Below are 15,746 nucleotides of genomic sequence, written 5' to 3'. Positions count from 1 at the left end.
GAGAAATACGTGGGTTCAAATCATGACCATGGCAGCGCTGCAGTACGCGAGGGGCATCAGAAGAAGCTAATCATGGCGCTCGGCTTGACTGGCAGCTTCATGATTGCAGAAGTGATCGGTGCGTGGATTACCGGCAGCCTGGCGCTGCTGTCGGACGCATCTCACATGTTCACAGATACTGCCGCCTTGGCGATCTCACTGATTGCACTTCAGATAGCCAAGCGGCCGGCGGATCAGAAAAGAACCTTCGGCTATGCGCGCCTGGAAATTCTGGCTTCGACGTTCAACGCCGTGCTGCTCTTCCTGGTGGCGATGTACATCTTGTATGAGGCCTACCAGCGCTTCTTCATGCCGGCGGAGATCGCTACCGGAGCGATGATGTGGATCGCAATCGCCGGCCTGATCATCAACCTAATTTCGATGCGCCTTCTGGCATCTGCGAGCAACGAAAGCCTCAACGTCAAAGGAGCCTACCTCGAAGTTTGGAGCGACATGCTCGGCTCGCTTGGCGTAATCATCGCGGCACTTATCATCCGCTTCACCGGCTGGACCTGGGTCGACACGATTGTCGCTGTGGCGATCGGCCTTTGGGTTCTGCCGCGGACGTGGCAGTTGCTTCGCGAAAGCCTGGGGATCCTCATGGAGGGTGTCCCGAGGGGGCTCGACGTTACGGCAATCGAGGCCACCATCCTCGGAGTAGATGGCGTGACGGACGTTCATGACTTGCACGTGTGGGCTGTCAGCAGTGGCAGTAACGTGATGACGTCGCACGTAGTGGTTCGGGATTCTGCAGATGGGGATGCTGTGTTGGCGGCCGTCGTGGATGCTGTCAGCGATGCATTCGAAATCCATCACTGCACCATCCAGATCGAGCGGGCAGCTTTCCACGAGAGCGTTCCCTCACCCTCGCACTGACCGATCGGTAAACACCATGCAAACACATCACCCTCCTGGCTGAGGGTGATGTTGCAAAAAAAATGCGGTGAGGGATGCCGTAAACGGCAGGAGCGCTTCAAGGGGGTTGGTGAATGGCTTCGCCTGCCCTCGTCAACAACCTCCAGAAGGCTCAGCGATGGCCTGGATCATCACGAAGTACCTACTCACTGCCGGTATAGTGATTCTCGTGTCAGAGCTGGCGAAACGCAGCGACAAGCTGGGCGGCTTGGTCGCCGCCCTACCCTTGGTCACGGTCGTGACGTTGGTCTGGCTCTATTTAGAGAACCAGAGCATGGAGAAGATCTCCAACCATGCTTGGTACACGTTCTGGTACGTGCTTCCGACCCTGCCGATGTTTATTGCTTTTCCATTGCTGCTACCTAAGCTCGGCTTTTGGCCGACACTGATCAGCAGCATCCTCATCACAATGGCCAGCTTCGGAGGCTTCGCCATACTGCTGCGCCGGTTCGGCATTGAGCTTCTATGATCCGGTGGCCGCAGGGATCATCTTGATGAGTCTTAACGGCTATTAACACACTCGCCCTTCACCAGGTAGCGAACCATGTGCAGTTCGCCTTTCGAGTCTTCGTAGGTCATCATGCTTCTTACATTACCGCAGTACCGCACATTGGGTGATACATACACCAACTTACCAACGTCCAGGTCCATGCCATAGGCGTAGTCTTCTAGTTGAGGCATGGGCTTTTTTACGCGTTGAGCATAATCCGCTGTAGCCTCTCTAGCAGTACGCTCGATGTGTTTATTGATCTCCATACCGCTTTGGGCATTGGCTGTTAGTGATGTAAAGAGCATAAACACGGCGATCGCTGATACAGTAGTGTTCATAAGAAGTCCCTTAATAAAAAAGCGCCCGTAGGGGGGCGCTAAAATTCACCTACCAAAGGAGCGTATGGTTTACAGGTGAATGCACTGGCGCGAACAACTGCTCGGTGCTCTTGCCAAGCTGCTTTGAAATGAGACAATTTCCAAAGCAGCGATGCCTCTTCCGCTGCCCTTAAACTAGCAAAGGAGGCTAACACCAAGATGATCGTGCAATTACAATTTGGACATGTAATAGATTGTAAGATAATTATTCGAGAGAATATCGAGCCGCCACGTGAACTAATTTGCAGAAAGGCGCTGCGGTTTGCGGCCGTGCATGGGGTCTGCCTGCGTGGCGCCCTCGATCCAAGGCCAGTACCAGTCCTTGCAAGCTAACGACCGAAATGCTGCCTGTCCTGGCCGATTCCACCTGCCAGGCGAATCTGTCATACACCGCCGCAGGCCCCAGAATCCGCTATGCTTAGGGGTGGAGCCTGCATGACTGTCAGAAATCTTGCGGCTACATTACAAATTTGTAGGATTTCGCCGCGGCCAGCTTCTTCGCGTTAAGATTCAAGCGTCCTCAGGTGACCCGGCGTATGGACAGAGGTAGCGACTACCACATGCCATACCCTCAGCCAAACTTTCGAACAGCCTGCAACCATAATCTTGGCGGATTAGGCCAACTCCTTCCTCACACCTTGAGATAAGTTATGCGCGTTCTAGTTGTGGAAGACGAAATTAAAACTGCCGAATATCTTCAGCAGGGCCTATCCGAAAGCGGGTATGTCGTAGATATCGTGCACAACGGTGTAGATGCTCTGCACTTGTTCAACACTAATGTCTATTCGTTGGTCCTCCTGGACGTGAACCTCCCGGGTATCGACGGCTGGGACCTGCTGGAAACCATCCGTAAGACCAGCCGGGTCCGCATCATCATGCTGACCGCCCGCGGACGCATCAATGACAAGCTCAAGGGCTTGGACGGCGGCGCGGATGACTACCTTGTGAAGCCATTCGAATTCCCTGAGCTGCTTGCTCGCATCCGTTCGCTGCAACGCCGTGGTGATGAGTTAGTCGAGAAGAGCTCGCTGAAAATTGCCGATCTGGAACTCGACTCCGTCCGCCATCGCGTCTTCCGCGGTGGCACACGCATCGATCTCACCACCAAGGAATTTGCGCTTCTGCACCTGCTCATGAGCCGAACGGGCGAAGCGCTGACTCGCTCTCAGATCATCTCGTTGGTCTGGGATATGAATTTCGATTGCGACACCAATGTCATCGATGTAGCCATCCGGCGCTTGCGCTCGAAGATCGATGACCCGTTTGAAACCAAGCTCATTCACACGCTTCGTGGCGTTGGGTACGTTTTTGAGGAACGCGCATGAGGCCATTCAGCCTGGCTGCAAAGCTGGGGTTAAAAGTTGGGTTGATGAGCGCAGCGTTGCTGCTTCTGTTCGCCACCTTTGGCTATCTGATGGTAGGCAAGGCTCTGGAAAGAAATGCCAGAGCAGACCTGGAAGTAAAGATGGCGGGGATGGCTCACAACCTGTCCACCATCCCGGACATCTCCGGCGTCAACGCGGATGCGCATCAGCTTGTCGATTTGGTCATGGGCCACAACAACCTGTATGTGAGCATATTCGATACCTCACAGAATCAGACTCCCCTGCTCTCGATTGGCTCGAAACAGGTCAATCTGGAGGTGCACAAGTTTCAGCCGGCGGCCCAGCCCAAAGAGCACGAATGGCGTGATACGCAGGACCGTCCTCTGCTGAGTGCTTCTCGAATCATGCGTTTGGGCGATGGAACAGAGGTCAGCGTCTATATGACCATGGACCAGTCATCCAGTGAGGCGCTGCTCGATGCGTTGCTGACCTGGGCCTTGATGATGTCCCCCGTCATCCTCGCACTGATCTTGGCCATTGGCTGGTGGACTGTGCGCAGAGGCCTGCTACCACTGACCAAGTTCCTCAAGATCGCCTCGAAAATCTCAACCGAGAGCCTCGACCATCGCCTTCCAACTGATGGGATGCCGGCAGAACTCAAAATGCTCGCCGACGGCATCAACATCATGCTGGCTCGCCTGGATGATGGGGTTCAGCAGCTCTCGCAGTTTTCTGACGACCTTGCTCACGAACTTCGAGCACCGCTTTCCAACCTGATGGGCAAGGCCCAGGTTGCCTTGACCAGAGAACGATCGCTTTCCGAGTACCGGGAGGTTCTGGAGTCGTGCACAGAAGAGCTGGACCGCATGAGCCGCATGGTTTCCGACATGCTGTTCTTGGCCCAGGTCAGTCATCCAGCATCAATGGTGGAGTTCGAATCCGTCTCCTTGGTCGACGAGGTTCAGCGAGTGTGCGATCTCTTCAGCATTTCAGCAGAAGAAGGCGAGATTCAGCTGCAGATCTCCGGCAGTGATGACGTGGTGCGCGGGAATCGCCTGATGGTTCAACGTGCCGTCTCGAATCTGGTCTCGAACGCGATCCGTTACTGCCCTCGCGGCCGCACGGTCTACGTTAAGGTGCAGCATAGTGCGAGCGGTACGACGTTGAGTGTCGGCAACCCCGGCCGTGGTATTGCCAAGGAACACCACGCGCACTTGTTTGAGCGGTTCTACCGTGTGGACAAGAGCCGAGCACGGAGCGAAGGCGGTACCGGTCTTGGCTTGGCCATTGTGCAGTCGATCATGAGTCTGCACCAGGGATCGGCGAGCGTGGAGGTGACCGAAGAAAACTTCACCTGGTTCCACCTTCACTTTCCGGAAGCCCAGCAAATGCAGCCGGCAATGACCGCCGCTTAAATTGCGCAGACACGATTAGGCCCGTCAATCGACGGGCCTTTTGTTTGCCTCAATGCATCAGTGCCGAAGGACCACAGGGTCCATGGGCGACCGCAGAATCACCGACTTAATAATCTTCTGTTCGTCAGGATTGGCGTTTTTCCACAGGTGTGAGAAGTACTGAGCATTCACTTTCTCTTGAGCACTTACGCTGCCGGCGGCATCGATCAGGCGCATGGTCGAGTAGACACAGATCAGCGCCAGAATGAAGAACGCCGTGGCGACCACCATCACATAACGCTTGGCCAGCACCGGTGCCCGCTTGAGCTCCTGGATAGAGGCGTCCGCCGCCTTTGTCGCTGCTGTAAGCTCCGAGATCAGTGGCTGGATGGCGGTGTCGACTCCGCGGCATGCAGCTGAATACGCTGATGCAGCGGCGCGCAAGGCAACCTCCTCCGCGTTCGACCAAGCCTTCTCCGCCTTTCGCACCTCCTCCTGAATCTGCCGGCCGACAGCGTCCACCTGCTCCACCAGTTCGTTCGACCTCTCCAGAACAGCGCTGGAGGTGCGCGTCTGCGAGGTCAGCTCATCGAGCTGGACAGTGAGTTTTTCAGTGCAGCGGCGAAAGTCACCGATAGCAACTGCCCAGGGCTCTATGTCATTCATGGCTATCTCCTAGGGCGGCCAACAACGCCGCGCTGAATTAACGCGCTAGATATCAAAATTGTAATTTAAGAGAAAATTCGAAGTCGCCCTCGACAGTGCCGAGATAGACATGATCCTTCCAGATTTGAAGATTTAACGCATCCTATCTGCAGCCAAAATTACGGAATTGTAATTATTGACTCACCTTGTCGTTAGCTTCGCGTTCCTAAACTACAAACCAACAAAGGCCGCTAATCAGGTTGGCCTAGTATGAACCGAGGTTCACAATGAAATTTGTCAAATCTATCGCTATTGGCAGCCTGCTGCTGGGTCTCATGGGTACCGCTTACGCTGAAGGCGGCTTCGAGCGAACGAAACAGTTCAACGAGAACTTCCGAACCGAACAGGCTCGCCTATGGAGCGATGACTCTTCGGACCAGAACAAACAACAAGTCGCTCAAGAGCAAAAGAAAGAAAGCAAGGATGGTAAGGAACAAGCCGACAATTAATCGGCGGTTAAATAGGACTTCAAATGACGAAAGAAATCGACAAAAAAGCCAGGGTAAAACCTGGCTTTTTTGTGCTTGGAATTTAGCCTTCGTTCTTGCGAGGCGTTTCCGCATTGCTTTCTCCGGCCAGACCCTCGGCACCTTGTGCGGGGCGTTTCCAATGGCACAGCAGGAGCTGGCTGGCGTTCGCTTCGGTGATCGATGTGCAAGCTAGATCAGCGGGCAGACCATCCTTGCTGTCTCGCAAGCGCCTGGACAGATAGAACGAGCCATCCCGCGGCCACTTGGCAGGATCCTTGATGTTCTCGGACTTCCCGCTGCTGTAAAACTCCGACGAGTATGAGCGGCGGCCAGGATAGATCAGGGGAGCGGAATGAGCAGACTGCACATTGAGCCAGGCTTGAACCACATCCCGCTGATTCTGAGGGCGCTCCTCTAGTACCCCGGCGTAGATGATGCCCGCACCGATGATTGGCAACACCAATGCGCTCGCAGCGGCAGCCCAGGTGGTCTTCGGGCCAACTTCGCTGACCCGTGCAGACAGCAGCAATGCCCACGCTGGCAGCGCGGGTAGCAGGTAGGTCCACAGAATGTTGCCTGCAAATGTGAAGAAGACCGGTGTCGCCAAGGCCCACAGCCAGAGGTAGGCTTTGAAGCGCTGCATCGATCCACGCTTGCGGATCAACAGTGGTAGAAACAAGGCCCATGGCAGTAGCGACAATCCGAGCTGGATCCAGATGCTGCCGTACGGCTTGGCATGAGCACTACCATAGAGGTCCCCTGCCCAGTTACTGACGACGTAGCGGCTCCAGTGCTCACCAACGAAGAAGTACTCCATGAAGCCGGGCGTTTTCATCTCGGCCGCGACATACCATGGCACGGATATACCGAACATGAGTACAAGGCCGCTAATCCAGGGAAGCCTCAGTACCCGTCCCCATTCCTTGTAGATAACGAACCAGGCGAATGCCGGCGCCCCCATAAGCACCAGGGTCAGCGGCCCTTTGGCAAGCAAGCCCAGCCCGAGACCTGCGAACATCAGGTAGGCATCCGCCTTGCTGGCGCACTTCATCCAACGCCAGAAACCGTAGCTGGCCAGCAGAATCGAGAACGACAAAACAGGGTCAGTCAGCACAACACCGCTGGAGACCAGGCCAAGTGTGGTGCTGGAAAAAATAATGGCAGCCCAGATGCCGGCGTTACGAGAAATCTGCTGCGTGCCGAGTTTGATGATGATGAAACAGCTTGCCAGGTGGAGTAGCCACGCTGGGAAGCGCGCAGCGAACTCGTTAACGCCGAAGACCGTCATGCTCGCGGCCTGGGTCCAGAAGGACAACGGAGGCTTGCCCCAGAACGGTACCCCGTAGTCGAACATGGGCGTGATCCAGTCATTCAACTCGACCATCTTGCGAGCCATTTCAGCGTAACGGGCCTCAGATGTGTCCATCAGCGGGTAGATGCCCAGCCCCACCAAACGCAATAGCAAAATCGAACCCAGGACCCACCACAGCGTCCTCTCGTTCTTCAGGTTCAGCATTTCTTACCCTCGATCGAAGCCATCGAAGGGTGGAGTGACACGGGATCTGCCTTGTTGCTGTGCTTCAGGAAATAGAGAGGCCGGCGCTTCACTTCCGCGAGTGTCACGCCCAGGTACTCCCCCACCATGGCGACACCGACGCACATGAATGAAGCCATTCCGACGATCAGGTGATGGATGTCGAAACTGCCTGCCACAAGCGACGCAAGCATGTAGCAGATGCTGGAGACGAAAAGACCGAAACTGATGAGGCTGAAAATGCGCAGTGGTTTGCGAGAGAAGCTGACGATGCTCTCGATGGCCAGATTGAACAGGCCAGCTGCATTCCATTTGGTGCTCCCGGCATGGCGAACAGTGCGATTGTAGGGCAGTTCGATGGTACGAAAGCCTACCCAGCCGATCATGCCTTTGAGAATCCTGGAGCGTTCATCCAGGGCCCGCAGGGCTGCCAGCGGCGCAGGCCCAATCAATCGGAAATCGCTGACATCGGCCGGCATGTCCACCTTCTCCACCAGGCGCTGCATGACCCAGTAGTAAGCCCGGGCACTCATGCGCTTGAACCACGAATCACCGATTCTCAGGTTGCGCTGCATGTTCACCACGTCGTAGCCGCGTTGCCAGTAGTCCACCATGGCCGCGATGAGCTCTGGTGGATCCTGCAGGTCGACATCAATGAAGATCAGCGCACTGCCACGGGCATGGTCTATCCCGGCGCTCAGTGCAGCCTCTTTGCCGAAGTTGCGACTCAGGGACAGGCAACGTACAGATGACCCATCCTGATAGTGGCGAAGAATGTCGGCCGTCCGGTCATTACTGCCGTCGTCGACATAGAGGATTTCGCAGGAGACGGGTAAGCGCTTCACCACGCGGGTGATTCGCTGGTGGAACTCGGGGATGGTTTCCTCTTCCTGGAAGCAAGGGACCACGATGGTTAACAAGGGATCAGGGCGCTCGGGAAAGCGATGTAATGTCTGCATGATTGAATGTCCAAAAACGATGTGCAATGAATCCAAGTGCAGTGAGGCTTAAGGTCACTACGACTTGGGAGATGAGCGGTGACAGATTCGACTTGATGAGGAACCACATACCCACGCCATTGCCGAAGTTTGTGGTTAACGCGACCAGTGCAAACCTGACAGGCTGAAACTTACGAGAGCCATCTGCCACAAAACAGAGCGCCCTATTTCCAATGAAGCTCGCGATTGCGCCAACCATGCCGCCACAGATACTGGCCAGTAACGGAGTAACGAATTCTGTCGTAACCAGCAATAGGAACACCGCATAATGGACTCCCGTTGCTATGAAGCCGATCCCCAGATAACGAATCAGTAAGGTAGTAAGAGGTGGGGTTTGATTTTCCATGCCCAAAGCCTATGGAGGCAAAGGTGAAAAAATAGTGAACTAAATGTAAATGCGTAATTAGCCGAATCTATATATGGTAAGTAACAAGTCGGCGCACTAGGCTAGCACGCTACAATATCAGAGGGATTGCCTGAAAATTACGCTTTCGAAATAAAAGCCTTCCGATAACGCATGCATGACCCGTGGATTACAATGTTGACAAGATAAGGAAACACCGGGTGGCATTGAGATAGATTCCCCGAATTAAGGGGGACCTAATGGTTACACAAAATGAAACATATACAAGCACCGTTGTTCCTTACAGCCCTGACATATTGGATGATTTGCCAATTGATGATCAGCTGGCCGTAGAGTTTTTCGCAACAGCACGTTGTGCCAGTTTCAAACAGGCTGCCCGAGGGCTCAATGTGCCAGTGGTAGGCCTGCGGAAACGCTTGGAGAAACTGGAAGAGCACATTGGTGCTCCCGTGTTTGTCTACAAACACAACAAGCTTGCCCTGACCCGCACAGGCGAGAGGGTCAGCCATTACCTGTGCCAGCTCTTCGGCCCAGACGGCCTTGGCAAGTCCGGTGAAAAGGAAGTCCCCAGGCTTACCATCGCGATCACAGAGCCAGTGCTGAACGACATCGTAAACCGCGATCTAGTCGCCTACGTGCGTGATCATGCCGAAATGCAGCTGGAAATCCATTCAGAATGCACAACGCAGATGCTTTCTGAGTGTGAAGTCGATGTGGGTATCGCTTTGGTGAGCCCAGATGATAAAGGCGCGCTTGATCGCCATCCTACGTATAGGTTTGAACGGCTTGGCCGGATTGGGCACGCCCTGTTCATTTCCAGCCGCTATTCAAGAAGCGTCACCCTTCCAGTGGAGAGCTTGGATTTGCACAACTTCATGCTCGTTGTCCCTTGGGATGAAGAGATCTTGGCGGGCTCACGAAAGTGGGCATCGATAATGGCTGAGCATCAGGGCGGTACCACTCGGGTCAAGAGCTACAACCTATCACGAGGCCTTGTCGTTGGCGGTGCGTGTATTGGAGTGCTGCCCGACTACAGCCGAAAACTGGAGAGAAATATCCTACCCGTGCCGGGTTTCCTGGACGACCTGGAGGAGAAAGATGTCTATCTTGTTATCAAAACGAAGCTTGTCCGCAATCCGCAGGTTTTGGAAATTCGAAGATTGATCAAGAAGAGCTTCTTTGATAAGAAGGACTGGCTTGTTCGGTAACAGTTTTGTTAGGTTTGAAACTCCTCCGTTAACACTACAGAAACACAACTGTCATATTCGCTTGCAACCTAGTCAGAGTGCTTAGAACAAAGGCATCTTGTTACAGCAGGTGACAACCGTGGCCTGCTCCCATCTGCAAGATAAATTTAGGCCGGCGCAGGGCGAAATATAACGTCGGTAGCTAAGCACTTAACATACGAGAGGCAAGCAATGATCCGTTCTTCGAACATGCGGGAAAAGCTGTTGGCTGCCGCAATAATAGGCACATTTTCCTCGCAAGCATTCTCCGGAACAGTAACCACTGACGGAGCTGACATCGTTCTGAAGACCAAGGGCGGTCTTGAAGTATCGACTTCTGACAAGGAATTCAGTTTCAAACTGGGCGGCCGAGTTCAGGCCGACTACGGCCGTTTCGATGGTGTCTTCACCAAGAATGGCGATACCGCTGACGCAGGCTACTTCCGTCGCGCCTACCTTGAGCTCGGTGGCGTGCTGTACCGCGACTGGAAGTATCAGCTCAACTACGACCTTTCCCGCAACACGGGCAACGACTCCGACGGCTACTTCGACGAAGCCAGCCTGACCTACACGGGTTTCAAGCCGGTGCAACTGCGCTTTGGCCGTTTCTACACCGACTTCGGTCTTGAGAAAGCCACCAGTTCGAAGTGGACCACCGCCATGGAGCGGAACCTCTCGTACGACCTGGCGGACTGGATCAACGACAACGCCGGCATGGGTGTTCAAGCCACCAGCACCATCGCTGACATGGCTTATGTTTCCGGTAGCGTTTTCAGCGAAACCAATAACAACTCGGATGGCGACAGCACCAAGCGCTACAACGTACGTGGCGTGTTCGCACCGCTGCACAGTGATGGCAACGTCCTGCACGTCGGTGCTCAGTACGCTTACCGCGACCTCAAAAACAGTGCGGTCGATACCCGGATTCGTTCGCGTCTGGGCGTCCGCGGTGTAGATACCAATGGCGGCGGCGATGCCGGCACCAACGGCAACCGCATGCTGTTTGGCGGTGCTGCTGCACAAGATGGCCTGTGGAAGGACGACTCGGTCTGGGGTCTCGAAGGTGCCTGGGCCACCGGCCCGTTCTCGGTTCAAGCGGAATACCTTCGCCGCAAGCTGAAAGCTGACCAGGCCAACAACGACATGAAGGCCTCCGGTTACTACGCCCAGATGGCTTACACCCTGACCGGCGAGCCGCGTATCTACAAGCTCGATGGTGCCAAGTTCGACACTATCAAACCAGAGAACAAGGAACTGGGGGCCTGGGAAGTCTTCTACCGCTTTGACGATATCAAGGTCGAAGACGGCAACCTGGTCACCGCGGCGGACCAATCGAACGAGCGCAAGGCCAAGAGCCACACGGTGGGTGTGAACTGGTACGTCAACGAGGCGGTGAAAGTCAGTGCCAACTACATCAACGTGCGCACCGACAACAACGAGAACACCGTGGGCGACGACAGCGGCAATGCCATCGTGACCCGCCTGCAATACGTCTTCTGATCCCTCTCATCAGTCTGACGTGAGAAAGCCGGAAGCGCTCAACGTGCTTCCGGCTTTCCTGTTTCTGGAGGTGATCAAGCATGGAGCGCCCTCCTCCTACCTGCTTTCGCTTACCGATGACCGCTCTTGCCAAAGCTCGGCGAATCTGATGTGATTGCCGCGTCGGGCTTTGCATGGTGGCCGTGCAAGCAAATCAAACCTGACTCCTATTCATGATTGAACCTGATTCGACGTCCAGCTTCGCGTCTAACGGCCCTACAAGCGCAGCTACCCCAACGTCGCTCATTAGGGGATAGTCATGTCTGCAAAAAAGCTGCTTCAACCTCTCGCTGCTCAGCTGCACGCCTCGTTCTCGGCTTCTGGCCGCCCGTACTCTCATCTGCACCTCCACCAGCTGTTCCACGCGGCCATCGGCTCCGTTGCACCGCAAGTTGCCATCCAAGACAAGCTGCCAATTCAGGTCTGTCGTGACAACGAGACACGGCAGTACAACCTCTACGCGGCGGTCGAGCGGGCGAAAACGTGCTTAGGATTGACCGATCTTCAAGCAGTCGGTGTGGCTGAAGAAGTCATTGAGGTGCTACGAACTGCGGGAATCGGCGTGAACCAGGTTCGCCTGCTCCTTGACCCCTCCTTCAGCTCGAAGACTCGCAAAAAGGCCTTCAAGGCTCTCTGCAAGAACCTGGATCTGAACGAGCTAGGCGATCGCTTCGTCCCCAAGACTGCCACGTTGGCCATCGCTGCTGGTATTGCGCCGCCTCCCAAAATGTCGTGGAAGGATCGCTTCGCCCTGGCTGCAAATTCCCCCATGCGGGGGCCAAGCGAGCTCATCAGCATGGTCAACCGGGATGAGTGTTATCTGTGGGTATTCCCACCGACTGACCATCATGCGACGGCTCCAGCGACGCATGACCGTTTCTTTGGTGAAAAGACCCACCCGAGCGCAGAAATGGGCATGGGGTTCAGCATCATCGATTCCGGCTGGACCCGCCCCAAGTACCCGCTATCCAGGCAGTCACAAGAGACCTTCATCCAGTATTCGCTTTCTGCGCCGATGTGGTCCTGGCGCGCACAAAGTGACACCTGGCGCCTGGGAAACATCCTGCGTTCAAGAATCCTTGACGGGGCTCCTTGGCATAACGAGCCTCTGAGTGACGTGCTTCCGAGCGGCCTTAAATCCCTGCCCCGGATCTATGGGTGCGAAACCTGCCGAACGCTGTTCATTGAGAATCACAGCGACTACCCGGATGTACCCACTCAGTGCCAATGCGGTGAGGCGAGCAGCACGGGTGACCAAAACGAGTCATCTGCTCTCAATAGCTGATTTTCCTTACGGTGGCGGGCTGAGCCCCCCGTTAGGGATTGGCTATGGGAGCGGGATTCGCTCACCCCAAACCTGAAGGCGCCGCCACCTAACCGAGCGATATGAGCTGAATGCTCGCGGAGTAGATATGCAAAAGAGTAAAAACAAACAGGACACCCTGGCGGCGATCAATGCGCTTGTCGAGATTGCGTATGATCAGGGATTTGCGGACGGACACGGAGTCGGCAATCAAGTCGGTTTCGTAGCCGGTGTCATGAGCCTCAAAGCTGCATTGGCCTGCGGCTTACGGCATGGCTCACCTGAGTGCGGAAAGGCCCTTGAAAGCCTCAAGCGCATCGGGATCGACGAGTGAGAGAAAAGTACGGGTCGTGCGCTGATCGCGCACGACCCGTACTTCTACTTCAGGTCATTTCCCTGCTTAGCTTCATGATTGAAGCTCAGGGATCAGGTGCTTCTGCGGTAGGCCAACAGGCGCAAGGCGTTGAAGACGACCAACAGTGTGGAGCCCTCATGGATCGCAACAGCGGCACCAATGCTCAAGCCCATGATGGTGGACGGAACCAGGATGGCCACAATCCCCAAGCTGACGAACAGATTCTGGTGGATGATCGATCGCGTGTGACGGCTCAGCCCCACCGCAAATGGGAGTTGCCTGATGTCGTCAGCCATAAGCGCGATATCAGCCGTTTCCAGGGCAACATCAGATCCAGCAGCCCCCATTGCGATACCAACGCTCGAACTGGCCATGGCAGGGGCATCATTGACGCCGTCACCCACCATGGCCACCTTGGCGCTAAGGCGCAGGTTTTTGATGGCCTTGACCTTGTCTTCCGGCATCAGGTCTCCCCACGCTTCATCTAAGCCAACTTGTTTGGCTACAGCCTCTGCAACGCGGTTGTGGTCTCCAGAAATCATGACCATGCGTTCGATGCCCATCTCTCTAAGCTTCTGGAGTGCCTCTTTGGCCCCCTCCCGGGGTGTGTCCAATAGCCCGATAGCGCCCAGATCCTTGTCAGCACGCCGTACCACCATGGTGGTACGGCCTGACTGACGTAGACGCTCCGCAGCCTCCAGGGCTGCCTTGCTGAGTGCGGGAATACCATTGGTACCGAACATCTCGACCTTGCCAATCCAGACGAACTGCCCATCAAGCTCAGCACGCACGCCGCGGCCAATCATGTTGCTCATGTTCTTGGCTTGGAATCGGCGCCGTGTGCCAATCATCTCTTCACCGTCACGCACAATTGCCGCAGCCAGCGGATGGTCGCTCATCGACTCCACAGCGATGGCGACGTTTAGCAGATCCTCGATCTGCGTGCCGCCTATGGGTATTACATCGGTGATACGTGGGCGCCCTTCGGTCAGGGTACCGGTCTTGTCGAATGCCATGGCATTCAATGATCCAAGCTCTTCAAGTGGCGCACCGCCCTTGATCAGCACGCCACCTCGGGCTGCCCTGGCGATGCCAGAGAGAATGGCGCTTGGTGTAGCGATCGCGAGCGCGCAGGGGCTGGCTGCAACCAGTACGGCCATCGCCCGGTAGAACGAGTCACGGAACGGCTCGTCAAGGAAAATGCCGGCAAATAGCAGCCCGACTACCAGCAGTAAAACCAACGGGACGAATATGCGTTGGAAGCGGTCCGTGAATCGCTGGGTCGGTGACTTCCTGACTTCGGCTTCACTGACCATCTTGATGACCCGCGCCAAGGTACTCTCCGTAGAGCGCCGGGTTACCTCAACCTCGATGAGCGTTTCGCCATTGATGGTACCGGCGAAGACTTTCGAGGCTGCATCCACTGCATCTGGCTTGCTGCGTGCGAGTTCGGCATCAGGAACAGGTTGCTTGTCCACGGGGACGCTCTCACCGGTTACTGGCGCCTGGTTGATACTTGAGGAGCCTACGACTACAAAACCATCGGCCGGCAGGCGGTCATTGGGGCGCACGATGACAACGTCACCGGGAACCAGCAGCTCCACGGGCATCTCCACCGTGCCATTTGCTCTGCGTACGATCGCGGTGGCTGGTGCGAGCTTGGACAGTGCCTCAATCGCTTTCTTGGCCCGCCCCATCGCGTAGCTTTCAAGGGAATGCCCCAGACTGAACAGGAACAGCAGCAGAGCCCCCTCCGCCCAGGCGCTGATGCTCGCGGCACCGACTGCGGCGAGAAGCATCAGCGAGTCGATCTCGAAGCGTTTCTGACGGATGTTGGTAACCGCTTCCTTAGTGGTGAACCATCCACCGAACACGTAGGCCGACACGTACAGAATCAGAGGCAGACGATCAATCAGGCCAAGTTTTCCTGCGAGAGCTCCGGCACCCAGGAGAGCACCACAGATCAGCGCGAAAATCAGCTCTGTGTTCATTCCAAAAATGCCGCCATGCTCATGGCTATGACCTTCATGCCCGGCTTGGTCATCAGGGCGTTCAAGCAAACTCTTCATAACTCGTCCCTTCTGGGGTCAAGGCTTCCAATTGCCCTCTGCAGTTGGGGAGCCGTCTCTGTTGGTTGGCTAAGATCTATTGCACGGTTTGCCCGAGCCCAGGCGTTAACATTTCGAAGCTATGGGGTATCGGGCGTAATAAAAAATGCCAGGCACTGCCTGGCATTTATGAATTCTCTAATTGTTCTGTTCAAATCGTTTACTACTTGTTGTTGATGCATTGCGAATACATCGAGTAACGAACAGTCTTGAGCGTGCCCTGGGAGTCCTCGAAGGTCATCAACCGTGGATAGACCTGGCAGGTACGGGGGTCCTGCGACTGACGTACGAATTTCGCAACGTCTATCTTCATGCCATATTTGTAATCCTGAATCTCTGGCATTGGCTTGCCATTTTTCTCCGCGTACTTGGCCACTGCGGTCTGGTGTTCCTTGGTGTATTGAAGCTGCTTGCTCTCGGAGAAAGTGTTGGCCTGCGAAGCCACCGAGAAAACAACAAGTGCAGCAGCGATAATTAGCTTTTTCATAAAACCCTCTCAATTTCAAAACTTCTCGGGCGTAACCTTAGCAATGCATAGGCATCACCGGCATGACGAGAAACTTACAATTTTGAAAGGTAAGTGCATCTACTTCACTTTAAACAA

Annotated in this window: 16 protein-coding genes; 9 read left to right on the top strand and 7 right to left on the bottom strand. The window is 55.2% G+C overall.

Features of this window, described 5'->3' with window-relative positions; genetic code table 11:
- Positions 1-9: 9 nt before the first annotated feature.
- Both APH33_RS06945 and APH33_RS06940 read left to right on the top strand, forming a co-directional pair.
- Positions 10-915, top strand: coding sequence for a cation diffusion facilitator family transporter (locus tag APH33_RS06945; protein WP_010951438.1), 906 nt, complete (start codon positions 10-12; stop codon positions 913-915).
- 157 nt (positions 916-1,072) lie between these two features.
- Complete coding sequence (locus APH33_RS06940; protein WP_011953105.1) at positions 1,073-1,423, top strand: DUF3147 family protein; 351 nt, start codon at positions 1,073-1,075, stop codon at positions 1,421-1,423.
- A 32-nt stretch (positions 1,424-1,455) separates the two neighbouring features.
- Here APH33_RS06940 and APH33_RS06935 read toward each other — a convergent pair whose 3' ends face one another.
- The gene (locus APH33_RS06935) at positions 1,456-1,782 is read right to left on the bottom strand and encodes a DUF2790 domain-containing protein (protein WP_010951440.1); all 327 of its coding nucleotides are present in this window, start codon (positions 1,780-1,782) and stop codon (positions 1,456-1,458) included.
- A 689-nt stretch (positions 1,783-2,471) separates the two neighbouring features.
- On the opposite strand from APH33_RS06935, the gene APH33_RS06930 reads away from it, so the two are divergent.
- Complete coding sequence (locus tag APH33_RS06930; protein ID WP_003253457.1) at positions 2,472-3,146, top strand: heavy metal response regulator transcription factor; 675 nt, start codon at positions 2,472-2,474, stop codon at positions 3,144-3,146.
- Positions 3,143-4,561, top strand: coding sequence for a heavy metal sensor histidine kinase (locus APH33_RS06925; RefSeq protein ID WP_010951441.1), 1,419 nt, complete (start codon positions 3,143-3,145; stop codon positions 4,559-4,561). Before APH33_RS06930 ends, APH33_RS06925 begins: the two co-directional genes overlap by 4 nt.
- A gap of 57 nt (positions 4,562-4,618) precedes the next feature.
- On the opposite strand, the gene APH33_RS06920 is transcribed toward APH33_RS06925, so the two are convergent.
- Entirely contained in the window at positions 4,619-5,206 is a 588-nt protein-coding gene (locus APH33_RS06920; RefSeq protein WP_010951442.1) for a hypothetical protein, read from the bottom strand.
- 266 nt (positions 5,207-5,472) lie between these two features.
- Between APH33_RS06920 and APH33_RS06915 the strand changes: the two genes are divergently transcribed.
- The gene (locus APH33_RS06915) at positions 5,473-5,694 is read left to right on the top strand and encodes a hypothetical protein (protein WP_010951443.1); all 222 of its coding nucleotides are present in this window, start codon (positions 5,473-5,475) and stop codon (positions 5,692-5,694) included.
- An 82-nt stretch (positions 5,695-5,776) separates the two neighbouring features.
- Here the strand turns inward: APH33_RS06915 and APH33_RS06910 are convergent, their stop codons facing one another.
- The 3 genes from APH33_RS06910 to APH33_RS26420 are packed head-to-tail and all read right to left on the bottom strand — an operon-like array spanning position 5,777 to position 8,593.
- Entirely contained in the window at positions 5,777-7,231 is a 1,455-nt protein-coding gene (locus tag APH33_RS06910) for a phospholipid carrier-dependent glycosyltransferase (protein ID WP_010951444.1), read from the bottom strand.
- Positions 7,225-8,208, bottom strand: coding sequence for a glycosyltransferase family 2 protein (locus APH33_RS06905; protein ID WP_010951445.1), 984 nt, complete (start codon positions 8,206-8,208; stop codon positions 7,225-7,227). Before APH33_RS06905 ends, APH33_RS06910 begins: the two co-directional genes overlap by 7 nt.
- A complete protein-coding gene (locus APH33_RS26420; RefSeq protein WP_010951446.1) occupies positions 8,174-8,593 on the bottom strand; it encodes a GtrA family protein in 420 nt (139 codons plus the stop codon). The genes APH33_RS06905 and APH33_RS26420 overlap by 35 nt, the downstream gene beginning before the upstream one ends.
- Before the next feature lie 257 nt (positions 8,594-8,850).
- Here APH33_RS26420 and APH33_RS06900 point away from each other — a divergent pair, with 257 nt between their 5' ends.
- The 4 genes from APH33_RS06900 to APH33_RS06885 all read left to right on the top strand — a co-directional run bounded on the left by APH33_RS06900 (position 8,851) and on the right by APH33_RS06885 (position 13,013).
- Positions 8,851-9,819: a LysR family transcriptional regulator gene (locus APH33_RS06900; RefSeq protein ID WP_010951447.1), complete on the top strand. Its 969-nt coding sequence runs from the start codon at positions 8,851-8,853 to the stop codon at positions 9,817-9,819.
- 210 nt (positions 9,820-10,029) lie between these two features.
- Positions 10,030-11,337, top strand: coding sequence for an OprO/OprP family phosphate-selective porin (locus APH33_RS06895; protein WP_009395904.1), 1,308 nt, complete (start codon positions 10,030-10,032; stop codon positions 11,335-11,337).
- Between the two features lie 298 nt (positions 11,338-11,635).
- Entirely contained in the window at positions 11,636-12,661 is a 1,026-nt protein-coding gene (locus APH33_RS06890; RefSeq protein WP_011953109.1) for a hypothetical protein, read from the top strand.
- 127 nt (positions 12,662-12,788) lie between these two features.
- Positions 12,789-13,013: a hypothetical protein gene (locus tag APH33_RS06885; RefSeq protein WP_010951451.1), complete on the top strand. Its 225-nt coding sequence runs from the start codon at positions 12,789-12,791 to the stop codon at positions 13,011-13,013.
- Between the two features lie 92 nt (positions 13,014-13,105).
- On the opposite strand, the gene APH33_RS06880 is transcribed toward APH33_RS06885, so the two are convergent.
- The gene (locus APH33_RS06880; RefSeq protein WP_016497351.1) at positions 13,106-15,103 is read right to left on the bottom strand and encodes a heavy metal translocating P-type ATPase; all 1,998 of its coding nucleotides are present in this window, start codon (positions 15,101-15,103) and stop codon (positions 13,106-13,108) included.
- Positions 15,104-15,305: 202 nt separating this feature from the next.
- Entirely contained in the window at positions 15,306-15,629 is a 324-nt protein-coding gene (locus APH33_RS06875) for a DUF2790 domain-containing protein (protein ID WP_003253432.1), read from the bottom strand.
- Positions 15,630-15,746 lie beyond the last annotated feature (117 nt).

This window comes from Pseudomonas sp. NBRC 111130, from assembly GCF_001320485.1.
Taxonomy (GTDB): domain Bacteria; phylum Pseudomonadota; class Gammaproteobacteria; order Pseudomonadales; family Pseudomonadaceae; genus Aquipseudomonas; species Aquipseudomonas vlassakiae.
The sequence above is the reverse complement of the archived record's forward strand: the minus strand, read 5'-3'. Positions and strand labels throughout refer to the sequence as shown.